We start from the raw sequence: 19,764 nt of genomic DNA on the forward strand, positions 1-19,764 counted from the left end.
CGCTATCTATGCCCCGTGCGCCCCAGAGGCCGCTCTAGCTTCACAGAGACCCCCCAAACCCGCACAGGCATTGACGTTACTGTTGCTTTGTGATTTGTTGTGTTGGGTTCTGTTGGGTGGCTTTGCTGGTTCGAAGCGGTTCTGATGAGGAGTCCAGCGGTGAAGAAGACCTCGACCCGGCTTGCCGACGGTCGTGAGCTGATCTACTACGACTCACGCGACGACACGGTGCGCGACGCGGTGGACCGGCGTCCGCTGGAGCCGACCGTCACCAGCTCCCAGGTGCGCCGCGACCCGCTCCTCGGCGACGCGGTGGCGATCGCCTCGCACCGGCAGGGCCGCACCTACCACCCGCCGGCCGACGAATGCCCCCTGTGCCCCTCCCAGGGCGACCGGCTGAGCGAGATCCCCGACTCCTCGTACGACGTCGTGGTCTTCGAGAATCGTTTCCCCTCCCTGGCCGGCGACTCCGGCCGCTGCGAGGTCGTCTGCTTCACCTCCGACCACGACTCGTCCTTCGCCGACCTGACCGAGGAGCAGGCGGGGCTCGTCCTGGAGGCGTGGACGGACCGTACGGCGGAGCTGTCCCATCTCCCCTCCGTCGTACAGGTCTTCTGTTTCGAGAACCGCGGTGCCGAGATCGGCGTCACGCTCGGTCACCCGCACGGTCAGATCTACGCCTATCCGTTCACCACCCCGCGCACGGCGCTGATGCTGCGCTCCCTGGCCGCGCACAAGGAGGCGACCGATGGCGGGAACCTCTTCGACGAGGTCGTCGCGCGCGAGCTGGCCGAGGGCGAACGGATCGTCCTGGAGACCGAGCACTGGGTGGCCTTCGTGCCGTACGCGGCGCACTGGCCCTACGAGGTCCACCTCTACCCCAGGCGCAGGGTGCCCGACCTGCTCGGCCTCGGCGAGGACGCGCGCCAGGAGTTCCCTCAGGTCTATCTGGAACTCTTGAGGCGCTTCGACCGGATCTTCGACGGGCCGGGTGGAGAGAAGGACGGGGCGGGGGAGCCTCTGACGCCGTACATCGCCGCCTGGCACCAGGCGCCGTTCGGCGCGCTGGAGGAGTTCGACGGCGTCAACCGCGACGACTTCGCGCTCCACCTCGAGCTTTTCACCATTCGCCGCACTTCCGGCAAGCTGAAGTTCCTCGCGGGTTCCGAGTCCGGCATGAGTGTGTTCATCAACGACGTGCCGCCGGAGGCCGCGGCTCAGCGACTGCGAGAGGTAGCGAGTACATGAGTGGGAAGTACCTGGTCACCGGTGGCGCCGGATATGTCGGCGGTGTGGTCGCGCAGCACCTGATCGAAGCCGGCCACGAGGTCACCGTCCTCGACAACCTCTCGACCGGCTTCCGCGAGGGCGTCCCGGGCGGGGCCACCTTCATCGAGGGCGACATCCGCGACGCCGCCAAGTGGCTGGACGCGTCGTACGACGCCGTCCTGCACTTCGCCGCGTTCTCGCAGGTCGGCGAGTCCGTCGTGAAGCCCGAGAAGTACTGGGACAACAACGTCGGCGGCACGATGGCGCTGCTCGCGGCCATGCGCGAGGCGGGCGTGCGCAGGCTGGTCTTCTCGTCGACCGCCGCGACGTACGGCGAGCCGGAGACCACCCCCATCGTCGAGACCGCGCCGACCAGGCCCACCAACCCCTACGGCGCCTCCAAGCTCGCCGTCGACCACATGATCACCGGAGAGGCCGCGGCGCACGGGCTGGGCGCGGTGTCGCTGCGGTACTTCAACGTGGCGGGCGCCTACGGCGCGCAGGGCGAGCGGCACGACCCCGAGTCCCACCTGATCCCGCTGGTGCTCCAGGTCGCCCAGGGGCGCCGCGAGGCGATCTCCGTCTACGGCGACGACTACCCGACGCCGGACGGCACCTGCGTCCGCGACTACATCCACGTCGCGGATCTGGCCGACGCGCATCTGCTGGCGCTGAAGGCCGCCACCCCCGGTGAACACCTCATCTGCAACCTCGGCAACGGCAACGGGTTCTCGGTCCGCGAGGTCGTCGAGACCGTCCGCCGGGTGACCGGGCACCCGATCCCCGAGGTCATGGCGGAGCGCCGCGCCGGGGACCCGGCCGTACTGGTCGCCTCCGCGGCGACCGCGCGCGAGCGGCTCGGCTGGAACCCGTCCCGCGCGGACCTCGCCGGAATCGTCGCGGACGCGTGGGCGTTCGCGCAGAACAACGCAAGGGAGCAGTAGGTGGGGGTTCGCGAGGACTTCGAGGAACTGTACGGCGCCGCGCCCGAGGGCGTCTGGGCGGCGCCAGGCCGGGTCAACCTGATCGGCGAGTACACGGACTTCAACGAGGGGTTCGTGATGCCGCTCGCGCTGCCGCAGACGGCGGTCGCCGCGGTGTCGCGCCGCGCCGACGGGGTGCTGCGGCTGCACTCGGCCGACATCGAGGGACCGGTCGTCGAGCTGCGCGTCGACGAACTGACGCCGCTGACGAACACCAGCTGGGCCGCGTACCCGGCGGGTGTGGTGTGGGCGTTGCGCGAGGCCGGGCACGCGGTGACGGGTGCCGACGTCCATCTCGCCTCGACCGTGCCGACGGGGGCCGGGCTGTCCTCCTCGGCCGCCCTCGAGGTCGTGACGGCGCTGGCCCTCGACGAGCTGTACGGACTCGGGCTCACCCGGCCCGAACTGGCCCGCCTCGCGCAGCGCGCCGAGAACGACTTCGTCGGGGTGCCGTGCGGGATCATGGACCAGACGGCGTCGGCGTGCTGCACCGAGGGGCACGCGCTGCACCTGGACTGCCGGGACCTGTCGATCCGCCAGGTCCCCTTCGACCTCGCCTCCCAGGGCCTGGAACTGCTGGTCGTCGACACCCGGGTCAAGCACGCGCTGGGCGACGGGGCGTACGCCGAGCGGCGTGAAGGGTGCGAGGAGGGCGCGCGGCAGCTGGGGGTCTCCCATCTGCGGGACGTCGACCACGGGGAACTCGACGCGGCGCTCGCCCGGTTGTCCGACGAACGGGTGCGCCGGTACGTGCGCCATGTCGTCTCCGACGACCACCGGGTGGAGCGGGTCATCGCGCTGCTGGACGCCGGGGACGTCCGGGCCATCGGGCCGGTCCTCACGGACGGACACGCCTCGCTGCGGGACGATCTGCGGATCTCCTGCGAGGAGTTGGACCTGGTCGTCGCCACGGCGAACGCCGCGGGGGCGCTGGGGGCGCGGATGACGGGGGGCGGATTCGGGGGCTCGGCGATCGTGCTGGTCGAGTCGGCCGACGTGGACTCCGTCGGGAAGGCGGTGACGGAGGCGTTCGCGGCCGCCGGGTACACCGCGCCGCGGGTGTTCCCGGCGGTCCCTTCGGCGGGCGCACGACGGCTGCACTGACCCGCGGTTCTTCGCCCCCGCCGCCCCTGCCCGACCCGTCCTGTCCCTGGGGCTCCGCCCCGGACCCCGCCAGGGGCGCTGCGCCCCCTGGACGCCCGCCTCGCCCGAAGCTCGTCCTCGAACGCCGGACGGGCTGAAATGCCCGCCCTGGGCGTCAGCCCCTCAGGGCGGGCCCGCACCATCAGCCCGTCCGGCGTTCGAGGACGAGGCCGTTCAGGTCGAAGCGGGGGTCTGGGCGCGGCAGCCCCCAGGTACGGGACGGGTCGGGCGGGGGGCGGCGGCGGAAGACCTCCCGGGTCAGCCCAGGCGCTTGGTCAGCGTGTACTCCGTGGTCCCCGGCGGATAGTCCGGGACCACGCACACCACCTCGTAGCCCTGCTTCTTGTAGAACCCGGGCGCCTGGAAGTCCCACGTCTCCAGCCGGGCGGCGAGACAGCCGCGCTCCTCCCGCGCGAGACGCTCCCCCTCGGCGAGGAGACGGGAACCGAGACCGGAACCCCGGTGGACGCCGTCCACCCACAGGTATGTCACGTGCAGCCACGTCGTCCAGGTGTGCCCGACGAGCCCGCCCGCGAGCTCGCCGGCGGAGTCCATGGCCCAGACGTGGAGCGGAAGTTCCCGCTCGGCCGGGGTCCCGCGCAGTGCGCGCAGGACGGGAGACGCCGCCGTGTTGGTGTCGAGCAGCCGTTGGCGGAGCAGTTCACGTCGGTCTTTGTCGACTTCTGTCTCCATACGAAACATACGACTCACCCTAAACGCCCCGGCCAATCAGTTCTGCAAATTACCTTCCGCTCCCGGCCCCCGGCCGTACTCTGATGAACAGCACCGGTGGGGGCCGGTGCTGATCAGGGGGCGAGACAGTCGGGTACGACACCCGGAGTGGGGGTAGCACTTCCAGCACGGCGGCGGCCGTGCGGCTGCGGCGCCCCGTTCTCCGAGCCGGAGACCGGTTCGGGTTCTCTCCGGGTGTCGTACCTGCGCGGGTCGTCCCCCGACAATGGGGTATCCCCCGCTCCTCAGGAGCGTGGGGAAGGGGGTTTCTGTGGTTCGCATCCGAGTCCTGGTCGTCGACGACCACCGCATCTTCGCCGAGTCGCTCGCCGCGGCTCTGGCCGCCGAGCCCGATGTCGACGTGTCCGCAGCCGGCAGCGGTCCGGCCGCGTCGCGCTGTCTGGAACGGGCGGCGGCGGAGGGCCGCAGGTTCGACGTGCTGCTCGTGGACGCCGACCTCGGCGGAAACGTGCCGGGCGCCAGGCCCGCCGTCCCGGTGCAGGAGAGCAACGAGGACGGGCTGGTCGACGGCATCTCGCTGGTCGCGGGCGTCCGCGCGGGCCAGCCCGGCGTGCGCATCGTCGTACTCGCCGAGAAGGACGACCCGCGCCGGGCCGCGCTCGCCCTGCAGGCCGGTGCCTCGGGCTGGGTCGCCAAGGACTGCTCCCTGTCGCGCCTCCTCACCGTCATACGGGGTGTGCTGCGGGACGAGACGCATCTCCCGCCCGCCCTGCTCACGGGTGTGCTGCGGGAGTTGACGGCCGCGCGCAAGCACCGCACCGAGAGCGAGCGGCTGGTGGAGTCGCTGACGCCCCGGGAGCGGGAGGTGCTGCGGTGCATGGTCGCGGGACTCGGGCGAAAGGCCGTCGCGGAGCGGCTGTTCCTCTCGCCGCACACCGTCCGCACCCATATGCAGAACGTGCTCGGGAAGCTGGGCGTGCACTCGACGCTCGCCGCGGTCGCCCTCGCCCGGCGGGCCGGGGTCGGGCCTGTCGACCTAGCCGGGGATGTTGTCGAACGGGGCGGTCAACTGGCGTAGCAGCGAGGCGAGTTCGCCGCGCTGAGCCCTGCTGAGTTCCGCCAGGATCGCGCGCTCCTGGTCGAGGAGCCCGGCCAGTGCCTGGTCGGCGCGGTCGCGGCCCTCGTCGGTGAGGCGCACGAGGACACCGCGTCGGTCGCTCGGGTCCGGGAGGCGCTCCACCAGGCCCTTCTGCGTCAGCCGGTCGATGCGGTTGGTCATCGTGCCGGAGGTGACGAGGGTCTGTGTGAGCAGTTGGCCGGGGGAGAGCTGATACGGGGAGCCGGCGCGCCGCAGCGCGGTCAGGACGTCGAACTCCCAGGGCTCCAGGCTGTGCTCGGAGAACGCCAGCCGCCGGGCGCGGTCCAGATGCCGGGCCAGCCTGCTGACCCTGCTGAGTACCTCGAGCGGTTCCACGTCGAGGTCAGGGCGCTCGCGGCGCCACGCTCCGACCAGCCGATCGACCTCGTCCTCCATGACGATCAGTGTAGTGGTTGTGTCGACGTGAAGTCTCTTGATGTCGAGTCTCTTGACGTCGAGATACTTGGATGTGAGGGTGGAGCTCTGTCCGGACATGCTGTCCGTACGCGACTTCGAGGAGGCCCGCCCATGCCCGCCACCGCCCCCACCTGGGACCCGGGTCAGTACCTGCGTCACGCCGGCCACCGCGCACGACCCTTCGCCGACCTCCTGGCCCGGGTCCCGGAGCTGCCCCGTGCCCCGGCCCGCGTCGCCGACCTCGGCTGCGGCCCCGGGAACGTGACGGCGGTGCTGGCCGAACGCTGGCCCACCGCGCGGATCACCGGCCTGGACAGCTCCCCGGAGATGCTGGCGCGCGCCGAGGGGCTCGCGGGCCCCACCCCGGGCGGCGGCCGTCTCGACTTCGCCCTCGCGGACGCCAGGACCTGGACACCCGCGGAACCGTACGACCTGGTGATCAGCAACGCGACCCTGCAGTGGGTGCCCGGACACGTCACCCGCTTCCCCGACTGGGTGGCGGGCCTCGCCCCCGGCGGTACCTTCGCCTTCCAGGTCCCCGGCAACTTCGACGCCCCGAGCCACCGCCTGATGCGCGAACTCGCCCACTCCCCCCGCTGGAAGGACCGCCTGGCCGAGGCGCTGCGCCACGACGACGCCGTGCACACCCCGGCCGTCTACCTGGAGCAGCTCACCGCCCTCGGCTGTGCGGCCGACGTCTGGGAGACGACGTACCTGCACCTCCTCCAGGGCGAGGACCCGGTCCTCGACTGGGTGAAGGGAACCGGGCTGCGGCCGGTCCTCACCGAGCTGGGGGCGGACGCGGACGCCTTCGTCACCGAGTACCGGGACGCGCTGCGCGAGGCGTACCCGGCGACCCGGCACGGCACCGTCTTCCCCTTCCGCCGGATCTTCGCCGTCGCGCGGAAGGGGGCCTGAGGGTGCTCGCCGCCATCGACCACGTCCAGCTCGCCGCCCCGCCGGGGTCGGAGGACCTCCTGCGCCGCTACTACGTCGACGCCCTCGGGATGACCGAGATCCCCAAGCCGCCCGTCCTGGCCGCGCGCGGAGGCTGCTGGTTCCGGGCGGGGGCCGTACAACTGCACCTGGGGATCGAGGGCGCTTGTGGGGGCGGGGGGCCGGCGGGGTTCCGGCCCGCGAAGAAGGCGCATCCCGGACTGCGGGTCACGGACATCGATGCCTACGCCGCCCGGCTGGAGTCCCACGGGGCCGGGGTCACCTGGGACGACGAGCTGCCCGGTCACCGCCGCTTCTACTCCGAGGACCCCGTCGGCAACCGGCTGGAATTCCTGGAGCCGGTGGTCAGGGCGTACGGCCCGGGTTCATGACGAGGATGCGGACGACCTCGAATCCCGACCTCGCACTCAGCTCTTGCGGTGCCCTATCAGGCGGGGCTTCGGCTCCAGGCCGTCCAGGCCGTGCCAGGCCAGGTTCACCAGATGCGCGGCGACCTCGGCCTTGCGGGGCTTGCGGACGTCCAGCCACCACTGGCCGGTCAGCGCGACCATGCCGACCAGCGCCTGCGCGTAGAGCGGCGCGAGCTTCGAGTCGAAACCGCGGTTCTTGAACTCGCGGCCCAGGATGTCCTCCACCTGGGTGGCGATGTCGGAGATGAGCGAGGCGAAGGAGCCCGTGGACTGGGGGATGGGGGAGTCGCGGACCAGGATGCGGAAGCCGTCCGTGTACTCCTCGATGTAGTCCAGGAGGGCGAAGGCGGCCTGCTCGCACAGTTCCCGCGGGTGGCCCGCCGTCAGGGAGCCGGTGACCATGTCCAGCAGCCTGCGCATCTCACGGTCCACCACCACCGCGTACAGGCCCTCCTTGCCGCCGAAGTGCTCGTAGACCACCGGCTTGGAGACGCCCGCCTTGGCCGCGATCTCCTCCACCGACGTGCCCTCGAAACCCTTCGCGGCGAACAGGGTGCGGCCGATCTCCAGCAGCTGCTGACGGCGCTCGGCACCGGTCATTCGGGTGCGACGCGCACGCCGCGGCTTTTCGTTGCTGCCTGGGGTGCTGCTGGAGTCGGTCGCCACGCCGTCAATCATGCCGGGTCGGGGGCTTCCGTCTCGCGCCGGGAGGCGGACCCGTCGGTGTCGCGCTTGGAATCGATACGCGAGCGTGACGGCCAGCGCACGTCGTACGCCCACCCCAGTTGCTCGCACCAGCGGATGATCCGGGCCGAGGAGTCCAGCTGGCCGCGTTCCACCCCGTGCCGGGCCGAAGTCGGGTCGGCGTGGTGCAGGTTGTGCCAGGACTCGCCGCAGGACAGCACGGCCAGCCACCACACATTGCCCGAGCGGTCACGCGACTTGAACGGGCGCTTGCCCACCGCGTGGCAGATCGAGTTGATCGACCAGGTCACGTGGTGCAGCAGGGCCACCCGGACGAGTGAGCCCCAGAAGAAGCCGGTGAACGCGCCCCACCAGGACATCGTCGCGAGACCGCCGATCAGGGGCGGCAGCGCGAGCGAGAGCAGGGTCCAGTAGATGAACTGGCGCGAGATCGCACGAATCGCCGGGTCCTTGATCAGGTCGGGAGCGTACTTCTCCTGCGAGGTCCGTTCCTCATCGAACATCCAGCCGATATGCGCCCACCACAGGCCCTTCATCAGCGCCGGAACCGTCTCGCCGTACCGCCACGGCGAATGGGGGTCACCCTCGGCGTCGGAGAACTTGTGGTGCTTGCGGTGGTCGGCGACCCAGCGGACCACCGGGCCCTCGACCGCCATCGACCCCGCGATCGCGACCGCGATCCGCAGCGGGCGTTTCGCCTTGAAGGACCCATGCGTGAAATAGCGGTGATAGCCGATCGTCACACCGTGACAGCCGAGGTAGTAGAAGAAGACCAGCAGGCCGAGATCCAGCCAGCTCACTCCCCAGCCCCAGACCAGCGGTACCGCCGCGAGCAGCGCGAGGAACGGGACGATGATGAAGAGGAGGAGCGTGAGCTGTTCGAGTGACCCCTTCTTCTCTCCGCCCAGCGTGGCAGGAGGGAGCGAGGGGTCGTCGTTCGCCCCCGGGGCATCGTCGATCACATCGGAGCTCGTGCTCATGGGCGTCCCCTGTGGGATTCGAGGGTGGGGAAGAAAGTGGCCGGGTACGGCTCCAAGGGTTCTCCCGTTGTCTGACGGGAATCCCTACGCGTCCGTAACCTACGGCATCGTAAGTATGGCAGCGCGCTGCCGGGCGGCAACAGCCCGAGACCCTGCGCGTCCACCTGGACACCTATCCTTGGAGTCGGTCGGACAGCGCGGTCCGTTCTGTTTATTCCCGGATGCCACGTCCCTAAGCGGCAGCCGCCGCGCGGTCGTCACCCGGGTTCCCTCCCAGACGAGCTTCAGACGAGCTTCCACACTCTTCAGCCGAGCTTCCACACTGCAAGGAGCCGCACCTGTGAGCAGTGCCGACGACCAGACCACGACGACCAGCAGCGAGCTGCGCGCCGACATCCGGCGCCTGGGCGACCTGCTGGGGGAGACCCTCGTCCGCCAGGAGGGCCCCGAGCTCCTGGAACTGGTCGAGAAGGTCCGCCGCCTGACCCGCGAGGACGGCGAGGCCGCCGCCGAGCTGCTGCGCGGCACCGAGCTGGAGACCGCGGCCAAGCTGGTCCGCGCGTTCTCGACCTACTTCCATCTGGCGAACGTCACCGAGCAGGTGCACCGCGGCCGCGAGCTGCGCGCCAAGCGCGCCGCCGAGGGCGGACTGCTCTCCCGGACCGCCGACCGGCTCAAGGACGCCGACCCGGAGCACCTGCGCCAGACGGTCAAGAACCTCAACGTCCGCCCCGTCTTCACCGCCCACCCGACGGAGGCGGCCCGGCGCTCGGTCCTCAACAAGCTGCGCCGTATCGCCGCCCTGCTCGAGACCCCCGTCATCGAGGCCGACCGCCGCCGCTACGACACCCGGCTGGCGGAGAACATCGACCTGGTGTGGCAGACCGACGAGCTGCGCGTGGTCCGCCCCGAGCCCGCCGACGAGGCCCGCAACGCCATCTACTACCTGGACGAGCTGCACGCCGGCGCCGTCGGCGACGTACTGGAGGACCTCACCGCCGAACTGGAGCGCGTCGGTGTGAAGGTGCCCGACGAGACCCGGCCGCTGACCTTCGGCACCTGGATCGGCGGCGACCGCGACGGCAACCCGAACGTCACCCCCGACGTCACCTGGGACGTCCTGATCCTCCAGCACGAGCACGGCATCAACGACGCGCTGGAGATGATCGACGAACTGCGCGGCTTCCTGTCGAACTCGATCCGGTACACCGGTGCCACCGAGGAACTGCTCGACTCCCTCCGGGCCGACCTGGAGCGACTGCCGGAGATCAGCCCGCGCTACAAGCGGCTGAACGCCGAGGAGCCCTACCGGCTCAAGGCCACCTGCATCCGCCAGAAGCTGGAGAACACCAAGCAGCGCCTCGCCCGGAGCATCCCGCACGAGGCCGGCCGCGACTACCTCGGCACCGCCGAGCTGCTGCGCGACCTCACCCTCATCCAGAGCTCGCTGCGCGAGCACCGGGGCGCGCTGTTCGCCGACGGCCGGATGAACCGCACCATCCGCACGCTGGCCGCCTTCGGCCTCCAGCTCGCCACCATGGACGTACGCGAACACGCGGACGCCCACCACCACGCCCTCGGCCAGCTCTTCGACCGGCTCGGCGAGGAGTCCTGGCGCTACGCCGACATGCCCCGCGAGTACCGCGCCAAGCTCCTCGCCAAGGAACTGCGCTCCCGGCGCCCGCTGGCCCCGACCCCGGCACCGGTCGACGCCGCCGGCGAGAAGACCATCGGCGTCTTCCAGACGGTGAAGCGGGCCCTGGAGGTCTTCGGACCCGAGGTCATCGAGTCGTACATCATCTCGATGTGCCAGGGCGCCGACGACGTGTTCGCCGCCGCCGTCCTCGCCCGCGAGGCGGGTCTGCTCGACCTGCACGGCGGCTGGGCGAAGATCGGCATCGTGCCGCTCCTGGAGACCACCGACGAGCTGCGCGCAGCCGACGTGATCCTGGACGACATGCTCGCCGACCCCTCCTACCGGCGCCTGGTGGCGCTGCGCGGAGACGTCCAGGAGGTCATGCTCGGATACTCCGACTCGTCGAAGTTCGGCGGTATCACGACCTCCCAGTGGGAGATCCACCGCGCCCAGCGGCGGCTGCGCGACGTCGCCCACCGGTACGGCGTGCGTCTGCGCCTCTTCCACGGCCGCGGCGGCACCGTCGGCCGCGGCGGCGGCCCCTCCCACGACGCGATCCTCGCGCAGCCCTGGGGCACCCTGGAGGGCGAGATCAAGGTGACCGAGCAGGGCGAGGTCATCTCCGACAAGTACCTCGTGCCCTCGCTGGCCCGGGAGAACCTGGAACTGACGGTCGCCGCCACCCTCCAGGCATCCGCCCTGCACACCGCCCCGCGCCAGTCCGACGAGGCACTGGCCCGCTGGGACGCGGCCATGGACGTCGTCTCCGAGGCCGCGCACTCCGCCTACCGGCGGCTCGTCGAGGACCCGGACCTGCCGACGTACTTCCTCGCTTCCACGCCGGTCGACCAGCTCGCCGACCTGCACCTGGGCTCGCGGCCCTCCCGCCGCCCCGGCTCGGGCGTCTCGCTCGACGGACTGCGCGCCATCCCGTGGGTCTTCGGGTGGACCCAGTCGCGGCAGATCGTGCCGGGCTGGTTCGGTGTCGGCTCGGGTCTGAAGGCCCTGCGCGAGGCCGGCCTCGACACCGTGCTCGACGAGATGCACGAGCAGTGGCACTTCTTCCGCAACTTCCTCTCCAACGTCGAGATGACGCTCGCGAAGACGGACCTGCGGATCGCCCGGCACTACGTCGACAGCCTCGTCCCCGACGAGCTGAAGCACGTGTTCTCCACCATCGAGGCCGAGCACCGGCTCACCGTCGTCGAAGTGCTGCGTGTGACCGGTGGCGAGAAGCTGCTGGACACCAACCCCGTGCTCCAGCAGACCTTCTCGATCCGCGACGCCTACCTGGACCCGATCTCCTACCTCCAGGTCGCCCTGCTCAAGCGCCAGCGCGACGAGGCCGCGGCGGGCGCGGAACCCGACCCGCTGCTGTCGCGGGCCCTGCTGCTGACCGTCAACGGCGTGGCGGCCGGTCTGCGCAACACCGGCTGATCCCCGGACGGCCGACGGCGGTACCCCCGGTCCGGGGGTACCGCCGTCGGCGTCACAGGGCGAGGAACGTGGCCGTCAGCAGTGCGAGCCCCGCGCCCGCCATCACCCAGGCCGCCCGGGGGAGCCGCAGACCGCCCGCGACCACCACCGAGGCCAGCAGCAGCGCGCCGCCGAACGGGACCCACGCGTAGAGCAGTCCGGCCGGGCCGCTGCGCACCACGTCGGCGCTGCCGGGCTTCACCGTGACCGCGTACGTGCGGCCCTTGCGCACCGCGGCCGACTCCTCGATCGTGACGCGGGCCCGCGACCGGGAACCCGCCGAAACCGGCCGGTAGGGACCGGTGCAGCGTTCCGCCGAGCAGGCCGTCACGGTCATCGTCCCCTGCTCCCGGCCCTTGCCCAGCATCACGTGCTGAGCCGTGCCCCAGGAGCCGCGGACACCCGCGATCAGGATCAGTGCGGTGACCGCCCCCATCGCCGCGAGGCGCCCGAACCGCAGCGCCGTGTGCGCGTTCTTGCGGGGGCGCTTGCGCGAGGCGGCGGACATGGCGGCGATCCTTGGCCATGGCCGTGCGTTCGGTCAACTCGGCCGGGGGACAAGTCCGCAGTTGTACGAGTACGTCGATCAACTCCGGCCGCCGAGCGGGGAGCCGGCCGCCCCCGGCACCGCCGCTCAGGAGTTGTACGTGCCCTGCGCCCGCTCCAGCCCGTCGATGACGAGGCACTCCACCGCGTCGGAGGCCCGGTCCACGAAGTAGCCCAGCTCCTTGCGCTCGGCCGACGCGAAGTCCTTGAGCACGAAGTCGGCGACCTGCATCCGGCCCGGGGGCCGGCCGATACCGAAGCGCACCCGGTGGTAGTCGGGCCCCATCGCCTTCGTCATGGACTTCAGCCCGTTGTGCCCGTTGTCGCCGCCGCCCAGCTTCAGCCGCAGCACGCCGTAGTCGATGTCCAGCTCGTCATGGACCGCGACGACGTGGGCGAGCGGCACCTTGTAGAAGTCGCGCAGCGCGTTGACGGGGCCGCCGGACAGGTTCATGTACGACATCGGCTTGGCCAGGATCACCCGGCGGTTCGCCGGACCGGGCGGGCCGATACGGCCCTCGATCACCTGCGCCTGGGCCTTCCCCGCGCGCTTGAAGCTGCCGCCGATCCGCTCCGCCAGCAGGTCGGCGACCATGAAGCCCACGTTGTGCCGGTTCATGGCGTACTCGGGGCCGGGATTGCCGAGGCCCACGATCAGCCAGGGGGCGTTGGGGTCCGTCGTCACGTCGGTGTCTCCCATGGGTCCTTGATGCGCCTGCGTCCTTGACAACGCACCGACCGCCGCCCCGGAAGGGAGCGGCGGCCGGCGAATGAGATTCCGGGGGGAATCAGGCCTCGGTGGTCTCGGCCTCGGCGTCCGCCGGGGCCTCCTCCGCCTGGGCGGCGAGGACCTGGAGGACGACCGCGTCCTCGTCGATCGCCAGCGTGGTGCCCTTGGGGAGCGGGATGTCCTTGGCGAGGATGGAGGCGCCGGCCTCCAGGCCCTGGATGGAGACGGTGACCGACTCCGGGATGTGCGTGGCCTCGGCCTCGACGGTCAGCGTGCTGAGCACGTGCTCGAGCAGGTAGGCGCCCGGGGCCAGCTCGCCCTCGGTGTGGACGTAGACCTCGACGTTGACCTTCTCGCCGCGCTTCACGAGGAGCAGGTCGACGTGCTCGAGGTGGCCCTTGATGGCGTCACGCTGGACGGCCTTCGGGATCGCGAGCTCGGTCTTGCCCTCGATGTCCAGGGTGAGCAGGACGTTCGGGGTGCGCAGGGCGAGCTGCAGCTCGTGGCCCGGAAGCGCGATGTGGACGGGGTCGGTGCCGTGGCCGTAGACGACCGCGGGGACCTTGTTCTCGCGGCGGATGCGGCGGGCGGCGCCCTTGCCGAACTCGGTACGGGTGTCGGCGGCGAGCTTGACCTCGGACATGTTCACTCCTCGTAGTAAGGGACCCGAAGGGCCTGGGGATGAGTCACCCGGCCGAACATCGGCCTGCTACGAAGAGCGCGTCGATAACGGACCGCCACACAGAAGTGTGGCCTCCCTCGCCGAGCAACTTCGGCAGTCTACTCGGCGGGAAGGCCACACCCAAAAGGATCTCTACTGCTCCTCGAACAGACTCGTCACCGAGCCGTCCTCGAAGACCTCGCGCACCGCGTTGGCGATCGTCGGCGCGATGGAGAGCACCGTGATCTTGTCCAGTTCCAGTTCGCCCGGGGTCGGCAGGGTGTCCGTGAAGATGAACTCGCTCACCTTGGAGTTCTTCAGACGGTCGGCGGCCGGACCGGAGAGCACACCGTGCGTCGCCGTGACGATGACGTCCTCGGCGCCGTGCGCGAAGAGGGCGTCGGCGGCGGCGCAGATCGTGCCACCCGTGTCGATCATGTCGTCGACGAGGACGCAGACGCGGCCCTTCACGTCACCGACGACCTCGTGGACGGTGACCTGGTTGGCGACGTCCTTGTCGCGGCGCTTGTGCACGATCGCCAGCGGGGCGTCCAGGCGGTCGCACCAGCGGTCGGCGACGCGCACCCGGCCCGCGTCCGGGGAGACGACGGTCAGCTTCGCCCTGTCGACCTTGGCACCCACGTAGTCCGCCAGGATCGGCAGCGCGAAGAGGTGGTCGACCGGGCCGTCGAAGAAGCCCTGGATCTGGTCGGTGTGCAGGTCGACGGTGAGGATGCGGTCGGCGCCCGCCGTCTTCATCAGGTCCGCGATCAGACGTGCCGAGATCGGTTCACGTCCGCGGTGCTTCTTGTCCTGCCGGGCGTAACCGTAGAACGGCACGATGACCGTGATGCTCCGCGCGGACGCCCGCTTCAGGGCGTCGATCATGATCAGCTGCTCCATGATCCACTTGTTGATGGGAGCCGTGTGGCTCTGCATCAGGAAGCAGTCGGCGCCGCGGGCGGACTCCTGGTAGCGGATGTAGATCTCGCCGTTGGCGAAGTCGAAGGCCTTCGTCGGGACTACCCCGACACCCAGCTTGTGGGCGACCTCCTCAGCAAGCTCGGGGTGGGCGCGGCCGGAGAAGAACATCATCTTCTTCTTGCCGGTCGTCTTGATCCCGGTCACAGCACTGTCTCCTCAGAGGTGTCTCAGCTGGATGGTGAGAGGACATCTCCACTGGGCGCGGGAGTCCGTCTCAGCTGGGGGTGCGGGTGCACGGTGCGGGTGTGCACTTATCACGGTACGCCGTGTCAGACGCACCTGTTTCCGGTCAGGCTTCGCCTTCCGGCTCCCGGGAGGCCGCCTCGGCGGCCTTCGCGGCCGCGCTCCCGGGACGCTTGCGGGCCACCCAACCCTCGATATTCCGCTGCTGGCCACGGGCCACGGCGAGCGAACCGGGCGGTACGTCCTTGGTGATGACGGAGCCCGCCGCGGTGTACGCGCCGTCCCCCACCGTGACAGGAGCCACAAACATGTTGTCCGAACCGGTACGGCAGTGGGAGCCCACGGTGGTGTGGTGCTTGTCCTGCCCGTCGTAGTTCACGAAGACGCTGGCGGCACCGATGTTCGAGTGGTCGCCGATCGTCGCGTCGCCCACGTAGGAGAGGTGCGGGACCTTGGTGCCCTCGCCGATCGTGGCGTTCTTCGTCTCGACGTACGTGCCGACCTTGGCCTTGAGGCCGAGGCGGGTGCCGGGGCGCAGGTACGCGAACGGGCCGACGGTGGCCTCGGGGCCGACCTCGGCGCTGTCCGCGACCGTGGTGTCGACCCGTGCCCCCGCTCCCACGCCGGTGTCCTTCAGGCGGCAGTTGGGTCCGACCTCGGCGCCCTCGGCGAGGTGCGTGGTGCCCAGCAGCTGGGTGCCGGGGTGCACGATCGCGTCCTGCTCGAAGGTGACGGTGACGTCGACCCAGGTCGAGGCCGGGTCGATGACGGTGACGCCGGCGAGCATGGCCCGCTCCAGCAGCCGGTCGTTGAGGGTGCGGCGGGCCGCGGCCAGCTGGACGCGGTTGTTGATCCCGGCGATCTCCCGGTGGTCGGCGGCGACGCAGGCGCCGACCCGGTGCCCGGCCTCGCGCAGGATGCCCAGCACGTCGGTGAGGTACTCCTCGCCCTGGCTGTTGTCGGTCCGCACCTTGCCGAGCGCGTCCGCCAGCAGTTGCCCGTCGAAGGCGAACACCCCGGAGTTGATCTCCCGGATCGCCCGCTGCGACTCGGTGGCGTCCTTGTGCTCGACGATCGCGGTGACGGCGCCGCTGGCCCCGTCCCGGACGATACGGCCGTATCCGGTGGCGTCGGGGACCTCGGCGGTCAGCACGGTGACGGCGTTGCCGTCGGTGTCGTGGGCCGCGGCGAGCCGGCGCAGGGTCTCACCGCTGAGCAGCGGGGTGTCGCCGCAGACCACGACGACGGTTGCGTCGATGCCGCCGCCGAGCTCTTCGAGCGCCATGCGGACGGCGTGCCCGGTGCCGTTCTGCTCGGCCTGTACGGCGGTGCGGACCGCCGGGTCGGACGCGGCGAGGTGTGCGGTGACCTGCTCGCGGGCGTGGCCCACGACGACGACCAGGTTCTCCGGCTCCAACGCGCGGGCGGCCGCGAGGACATGGCCCACCAGGGAACGGCCGCACAGTTCGTGCAGGACCTTCGGTGTGGCCGACTTCATACGGGTGCCCTCACCCGCTGCGAGAACGACGACGGCTGCCGGGCGATTGGCGCTCACGGGAATGCCCTTCGGCTACGGATGACTGGGGGGTGGACAACCGCAGGATACCGGGGCGTATCAGGAGTGACATGAGAGCGGGCCCCGACGGAACTGTCAGGGCCCGAATCGGTCATGGCTCCCCCGCCAGGACTCGAACCCGGACAGATGGCACCAAAAGCCACAGTGCTGCCAATTACACCACGGGGGATCAAACTCGACTGAACCGGACATTTGGTCAGGCCGCCGAGTGGGCACCCAACACTATGCCGTACCGGGCGCCTTCGACGCGACGGTACTGATGCGCGCGGGCTTCCGGGGTCGAACAGTGAGCGATTCCGCAGTTCGAGGGATACCCACAGGTTTCGCGTCCGATCGACGGCGGGTCCCGGTGCCGGAGAGGAGGCGAAACTCACCGGAAAAGGGGCGGGGAGCAAACGTAGGCTGGAGGCATGACCACGACGGGGGAAGAGCACACCGAGGCCGGGACAGGGCCGTGGTGGTGGGTCAGGTGGCGCGGCGCCGCGCTCGACGCGGGCCTCGCGGCGATGTCGGCGGCCGAGTGCGCGACAGAGGGAATTCCGTTCGCACACGACGCGGGCCTGCCGGCGGCGGTGGGCGCGGTGTTCGGTCTGCTCGCCGGGTCCGTGCTGCTGCTGCGGCGGAAGTGGCCGATCGCCGTCGTGCTGGTGTCGATCGCGATCACGCCCGCGCAGATGGGCTTCGCGATGGGACTCGTCGGGCTGTACACGCTCGCCGCGTCCGAGCTGCCGCGCCGGATCATCGCGGCGCTCGCCGGAATGTCCTTCGCCGGCATGCTGATCGTCACGTTCGTCCGGGCCCATCAGGGCATGGTGCGCGGGGACGTGACCATGGGGGACTGGTTCGTCCCCTTCGTCTCCATCACGACAGCCATCGGCATGACCGCCCCGCCCGTCCTGCTCGGCCTGTACGTGGGGGCGCGGCGCCGGCTGATGGAGAGCCTGCGGGAGCGGGCCGACTCGCTGGAGCGGGAGTTGCAGCTGCTGGCCGAGCGGGCCGAGGAGCGGGCGGAGTGGGCGCGCAACGAGGAGCGGACGCGGATCGCGCGGGAGATGCACGACGTGGTCGCGCACCGGGTGTCCTTGATGGTGGTGCACGCGGCGGCCCTGCAGGCCGTGGCCCGCAAGGACCCCGAGAAGGCCGTGCGCAACGCGGCGCTGGTCGGCGACATGGGACGGCAGGCGCTGACCGAGCTGCGCGAGATGCTGGGCGTGCTGCGCACGGGGGACGGGCTGGCCTCTCGGCCCCAGCCGGTGCCGCTGGCCGCGGTGGGCATGGCGGCGGCCGCGGCGGCGTCGCGCGCGGCCGACGATCCGGGTGACGGTCCCAGCCTCGCGGAACTCGACGAGCTGGTCGGGCAGTCGGCGGCGGCCGGGATGGTGGTCGCCCTGTCGGTGGAGGGCGATACACGGCCGTACGCGCCGGAGATCGAACAGACCGCCTACCGGGTCGTCCAGGAGGCGCTGACCAACGTCCACAAGCACGCGGCCGGTGCGAAGACGTATGTGCGGCTCGCCCATCGGGTGTCCGAGATCGCCATGCAGGTCGAGAACGAGTGCCCGCCCGAGCCGGGGGCGGAGTCCGCGGTGCGGCTTCCCAGCGGGGGCAACGGGTTGCTCGGGATGAAGGAACGTGTTGCCGCTCTCGGGGGTGTGTTCGTCTCCGGGCCCACGGACGCGGGTGGCTTCCGGGTGTCGGCGGTACTCCCGGCCAAGGCCTGAACGCTTCCGCTGTCACCCCGGGTCCGCTCGGCCTGAAGGGCCTCGTCCTCGAACGCCGGACGGGGCACGCATGTCAGCCCGTCCGGCGTTCGAGGACGAGCCCTTCGGGCGAGCGGGGGTTTCCAGGGGGCGCGGCCCCTGGGGGGGGCCGGGGGCAAAGCCCCCAGGCGGAGGATGGGTCGGGTAGGGGGCGGCGGGGGCGAGGAAACCCCGTCAGCCGGCGGTCAGCCGGGCCGGCTCGATGCCGGAGACGAGGGTCGTCAGGGCCGCGTCGATGTCCGGCCCGAGATACCAGTCCCCGGTGTGATCGAGCGCGTAGACCCGCCCCTCGCTGTCGATGGCGAGCAGCGCCCGCGAGTCGGGCTCCTCGCCCAGCGGACACACCTCGGCATCCAGCGCCCGCCCGAGGTCAGCAAGGGTGCGGGCCATGTGCAGCCCGTGCAACGGGTCGAAGTGGAGCGCGGTCGGAGCGAGCTGACGACCGGGCCCGGACGGTACGACGCGCAGACCGCCGAACTCCGCCCACGCCTCCACCGCGGCCGGGAACACGGCGTGCCGGTGCCCGGCGGGCGACTCGTGCTCGCGCAGCGCGTCGGCCCAGTACTCGGCCTGCTTTATGTCCCAGCGTCCGGGCTGCCACCCCGCGGAGCGGAGCGCGGCGTCCACGGGGACGGAGAAGCGTGTGGTGGAGGTGCGGTCGGCGTGCATCTGCCCTTCGTTCGTCGAGCGACATGGGATCGGGGGACAAGAGAGTCGGGGGACGGGGGATCGGCGGCGCGGCGAGGCGGGAGGACAGGGGAAGAGGGGCGCCGTCCTGTGTACGGATACGGGTACGGGTGCGGGTGCGGATGGGTTCAGGCGTCGGCGGACGCCGTCGGATCGACGACGCGGACACCGAAGTGCTCGCTGAGCGCCGTACAGGCACGACAGGGCGCCGCGAAACTCCCGTGCAGCGGGTCGCCGTCCTCGCGGATGCGACGCGCGGTGAGCTTGGCCTGCTTGAGGGCCCTGCGCGCCTCGCCGTTGGTCATCGGCTTGCGCGCGGCCCGCTTGCTGCGTGCGGCGTCCAGGCCGGCGATGTGCCGGGAGATCAGGATCGCCTCGGCGCAGCGGCCGGTGAAGCGGTCGCGCTGCGCGCTGGTGAGGGTGTCGAGGAAGTCCTGGACCAACGGGTGCAGGGCGGGCGGCTGGTCGCCGCGGGCCGCGGTGCCGGTGAGGGTCGCGCCGCGCACCGAGAGGGCGGCGGCGACGGTCGGAAGTATGCCGTCCCGGCGGTGCAGGAGGGTGGGGGTGTGCGGTGCCTCGGAGCTGCTCCAGCCGACGCGCGGGTCCCCGGACGTGCCTGTGTGCGTCGCGTTCATGATCGCTCTTCCCTCCCGTGCATCCCCCGATGCGGCTACAGACTGCCAAACGGGCTGGCGGGTGGGGAAGCTGGGGCGCGCGACACGCCCGGTCTTCGCCGCACCGTCACGGCGAGGTGACGGCAGGTCACGGAACCAGAGGCCCGGTGACCGGTGTCCTCCAACCGCATAGGCTGTCGACATCCGCGATCCATA

19 protein-coding genes and 1 tRNA gene are annotated in these 19,764 nt (G+C 71.0%); 8 read left to right on the forward strand and 12 right to left on the reverse strand.

Annotated features, from left to right (window positions below; genetic code table 11):
* Nucleotides 1–159 precede the first annotated feature (159 nt).
* The 3 genes from galT to galK are packed head-to-tail and all read left to right on the forward strand — an operon-like array spanning nt 160 to nt 3,356.
* Nucleotides 160–1,248, forward strand: a complete 1,089-nt coding sequence (galT, locus tag ACFVTC_RS22660) for a galactose-1-phosphate uridylyltransferase (protein WP_390129712.1) — start codon at nt 160–162, stop codon at nt 1,246–1,248.
* Nucleotides 1,245–2,213, forward strand: a complete 969-nt coding sequence (gene galE, locus ACFVTC_RS22665; protein WP_390129715.1) for a UDP-glucose 4-epimerase GalE — start codon at nt 1,245–1,247, stop codon at nt 2,211–2,213. The genes galT and galE overlap by 4 nt, the downstream gene beginning before the upstream one ends.
* Complete coding sequence (galK, locus tag ACFVTC_RS22670; RefSeq protein ID WP_390129719.1) at nt 2,214–3,356, forward strand: galactokinase; 1,143 nt, start codon at nt 2,214–2,216, stop codon at nt 3,354–3,356. It abuts the gene before it with no gap.
* A 297-nt stretch (nt 3,357–3,653) separates the two neighbouring features.
* Here galK and ACFVTC_RS22675 read toward each other — a convergent pair whose 3' ends face one another.
* Entirely contained in the window at nt 3,654–4,097 is a 444-nt protein-coding gene (locus ACFVTC_RS22675; RefSeq protein WP_390129722.1) for a GNAT family N-acetyltransferase, read from the reverse strand.
* Between the two features lie 301 nt (nt 4,098–4,398).
* Between ACFVTC_RS22675 and ACFVTC_RS22680 the strand changes: the two genes are divergently transcribed.
* The gene (locus ACFVTC_RS22680) at nt 4,399–5,166 is read left to right on the forward strand and encodes a LuxR C-terminal-related transcriptional regulator (RefSeq protein WP_390129724.1); all 768 of its coding nucleotides are present in this window, start codon (nt 4,399–4,401) and stop codon (nt 5,164–5,166) included.
* On the opposite strand, the gene ACFVTC_RS22685 is transcribed toward ACFVTC_RS22680, so the two are convergent.
* Entirely contained in the window at nt 5,125–5,622 is a 498-nt protein-coding gene (locus ACFVTC_RS22685; protein WP_153290130.1) for a MarR family winged helix-turn-helix transcriptional regulator, read from the reverse strand. The two genes, ACFVTC_RS22680 and ACFVTC_RS22685, sit on opposite strands and share 42 nt — an antisense overlap.
* Nucleotides 5,623–5,754: 132 nt before the next feature.
* Here ACFVTC_RS22685 and ACFVTC_RS22690 point away from each other — a divergent pair, with 132 nt between their 5' ends.
* Nucleotides 5,755–6,561, forward strand: coding sequence for a trans-aconitate 2-methyltransferase (locus tag ACFVTC_RS22690; protein ID WP_390129727.1), 807 nt, complete (start codon nt 5,755–5,757; stop codon nt 6,559–6,561).
* A gap of 2 nt (nt 6,562–6,563) precedes the next feature.
* On the forward strand, nt 6,564–6,971 hold the full coding sequence (locus ACFVTC_RS22695) for a VOC family protein (protein ID WP_390129728.1): 408 nt from the start codon (nt 6,564–6,566) through the stop codon (nt 6,969–6,971).
* A gap of 36 nt (nt 6,972–7,007) precedes the next feature.
* On the opposite strand, the gene ACFVTC_RS22700 is transcribed toward ACFVTC_RS22695, so the two are convergent.
* Both ACFVTC_RS22700 and ACFVTC_RS22705 read right to left on the reverse strand, forming a co-directional pair.
* A complete protein-coding gene (locus ACFVTC_RS22700) occupies nt 7,008–7,688 on the reverse strand; it encodes a TetR/AcrR family transcriptional regulator (protein ID WP_168528521.1) in 681 nt (226 codons plus the stop codon).
* Nucleotides 7,685–8,695, reverse strand: coding sequence for a fatty acid desaturase (locus tag ACFVTC_RS22705; protein ID WP_329288276.1), 1,011 nt, complete (start codon nt 8,693–8,695; stop codon nt 7,685–7,687). Before ACFVTC_RS22705 ends, ACFVTC_RS22700 begins: the two co-directional genes overlap by 4 nt.
* A gap of 340 nt (nt 8,696–9,035) precedes the next feature.
* Between ACFVTC_RS22705 and ppc the strand changes: the two genes are divergently transcribed.
* Entirely contained in the window at nt 9,036–11,768 is a 2,733-nt protein-coding gene (gene ppc / locus ACFVTC_RS22710; protein WP_390129730.1) for a phosphoenolpyruvate carboxylase, read from the forward strand.
* 52 nt (nt 11,769–11,820) lie between these two features.
* Here ppc and ACFVTC_RS22715 read toward each other — a convergent pair whose 3' ends face one another.
* The 6 genes from ACFVTC_RS22715 to ACFVTC_RS22740 form a co-directional block, all read right to left on the reverse strand.
* Nucleotides 11,821–12,315, reverse strand: a complete 495-nt coding sequence (locus tag ACFVTC_RS22715) for a hypothetical protein (protein WP_390129733.1) — start codon at nt 12,313–12,315, stop codon at nt 11,821–11,823.
* A 126-nt stretch (nt 12,316–12,441) separates the two neighbouring features.
* Nucleotides 12,442–13,053 (reverse strand): aminoacyl-tRNA hydrolase, encoded by a 612-nt coding sequence (gene pth, locus ACFVTC_RS22720; protein WP_390129734.1) that lies wholly within the window; start codon nt 13,051–13,053, stop codon nt 12,442–12,444.
* A gap of 88 nt (nt 13,054–13,141) precedes the next feature.
* The gene (locus ACFVTC_RS22725; protein WP_390129736.1) at nt 13,142–13,726 is read right to left on the reverse strand and encodes a 50S ribosomal protein L25/general stress protein Ctc; all 585 of its coding nucleotides are present in this window, start codon (nt 13,724–13,726) and stop codon (nt 13,142–13,144) included.
* A 171-nt stretch (nt 13,727–13,897) separates the two neighbouring features.
* Nucleotides 13,898–14,872, reverse strand: a complete 975-nt coding sequence (locus tag ACFVTC_RS22730) for a ribose-phosphate diphosphokinase (protein WP_390129737.1) — start codon at nt 14,870–14,872, stop codon at nt 13,898–13,900.
* 145 nt (nt 14,873–15,017) lie between these two features.
* Nucleotides 15,018–16,466, reverse strand: coding sequence for a bifunctional UDP-N-acetylglucosamine diphosphorylase/glucosamine-1-phosphate N-acetyltransferase GlmU (gene glmU / locus ACFVTC_RS22735; protein WP_390129739.1), 1,449 nt, complete (start codon nt 16,464–16,466; stop codon nt 15,018–15,020).
* A 115-nt stretch (nt 16,467–16,581) separates the two neighbouring features.
* Nucleotides 16,582–16,656: transfer RNA gene (locus ACFVTC_RS22740), tRNA-Gln, on the reverse strand.
* 241 nt (nt 16,657–16,897) lie between these two features.
* Here ACFVTC_RS22740 and ACFVTC_RS22745 point away from each other — a divergent pair.
* Nucleotides 16,898–18,208: a sensor histidine kinase gene (locus tag ACFVTC_RS22745; RefSeq protein ID WP_390129741.1), complete on the forward strand. Its 1,311-nt coding sequence runs from the start codon at nt 16,898–16,900 to the stop codon at nt 18,206–18,208.
* Between the two features lie 213 nt (nt 18,209–18,421).
* On the opposite strand, the gene ACFVTC_RS22750 is transcribed toward ACFVTC_RS22745, so the two are convergent.
* Together ACFVTC_RS22750 and ACFVTC_RS22755 are read right to left on the reverse strand one after the other, a co-directional pair.
* Entirely contained in the window at nt 18,422–18,916 is a 495-nt protein-coding gene (locus ACFVTC_RS22750) for an SUKH-3 domain-containing protein (RefSeq protein ID WP_390129742.1), read from the reverse strand.
* A 146-nt stretch (nt 18,917–19,062) separates the two neighbouring features.
* A complete protein-coding gene (locus ACFVTC_RS22755) occupies nt 19,063–19,569 on the reverse strand; it encodes a YwqJ-related putative deaminase (protein ID WP_390129745.1) in 507 nt (168 codons plus the stop codon).
* Nucleotides 19,570–19,764 lie beyond the last annotated feature (195 nt).

The organism is Streptomyces sp. NPDC057950 (assembly GCF_042887295.1).
Lineage (GTDB): Bacteria > Actinomycetota > Actinomycetes > Streptomycetales > Streptomycetaceae > Streptomyces > Streptomyces kaempferi.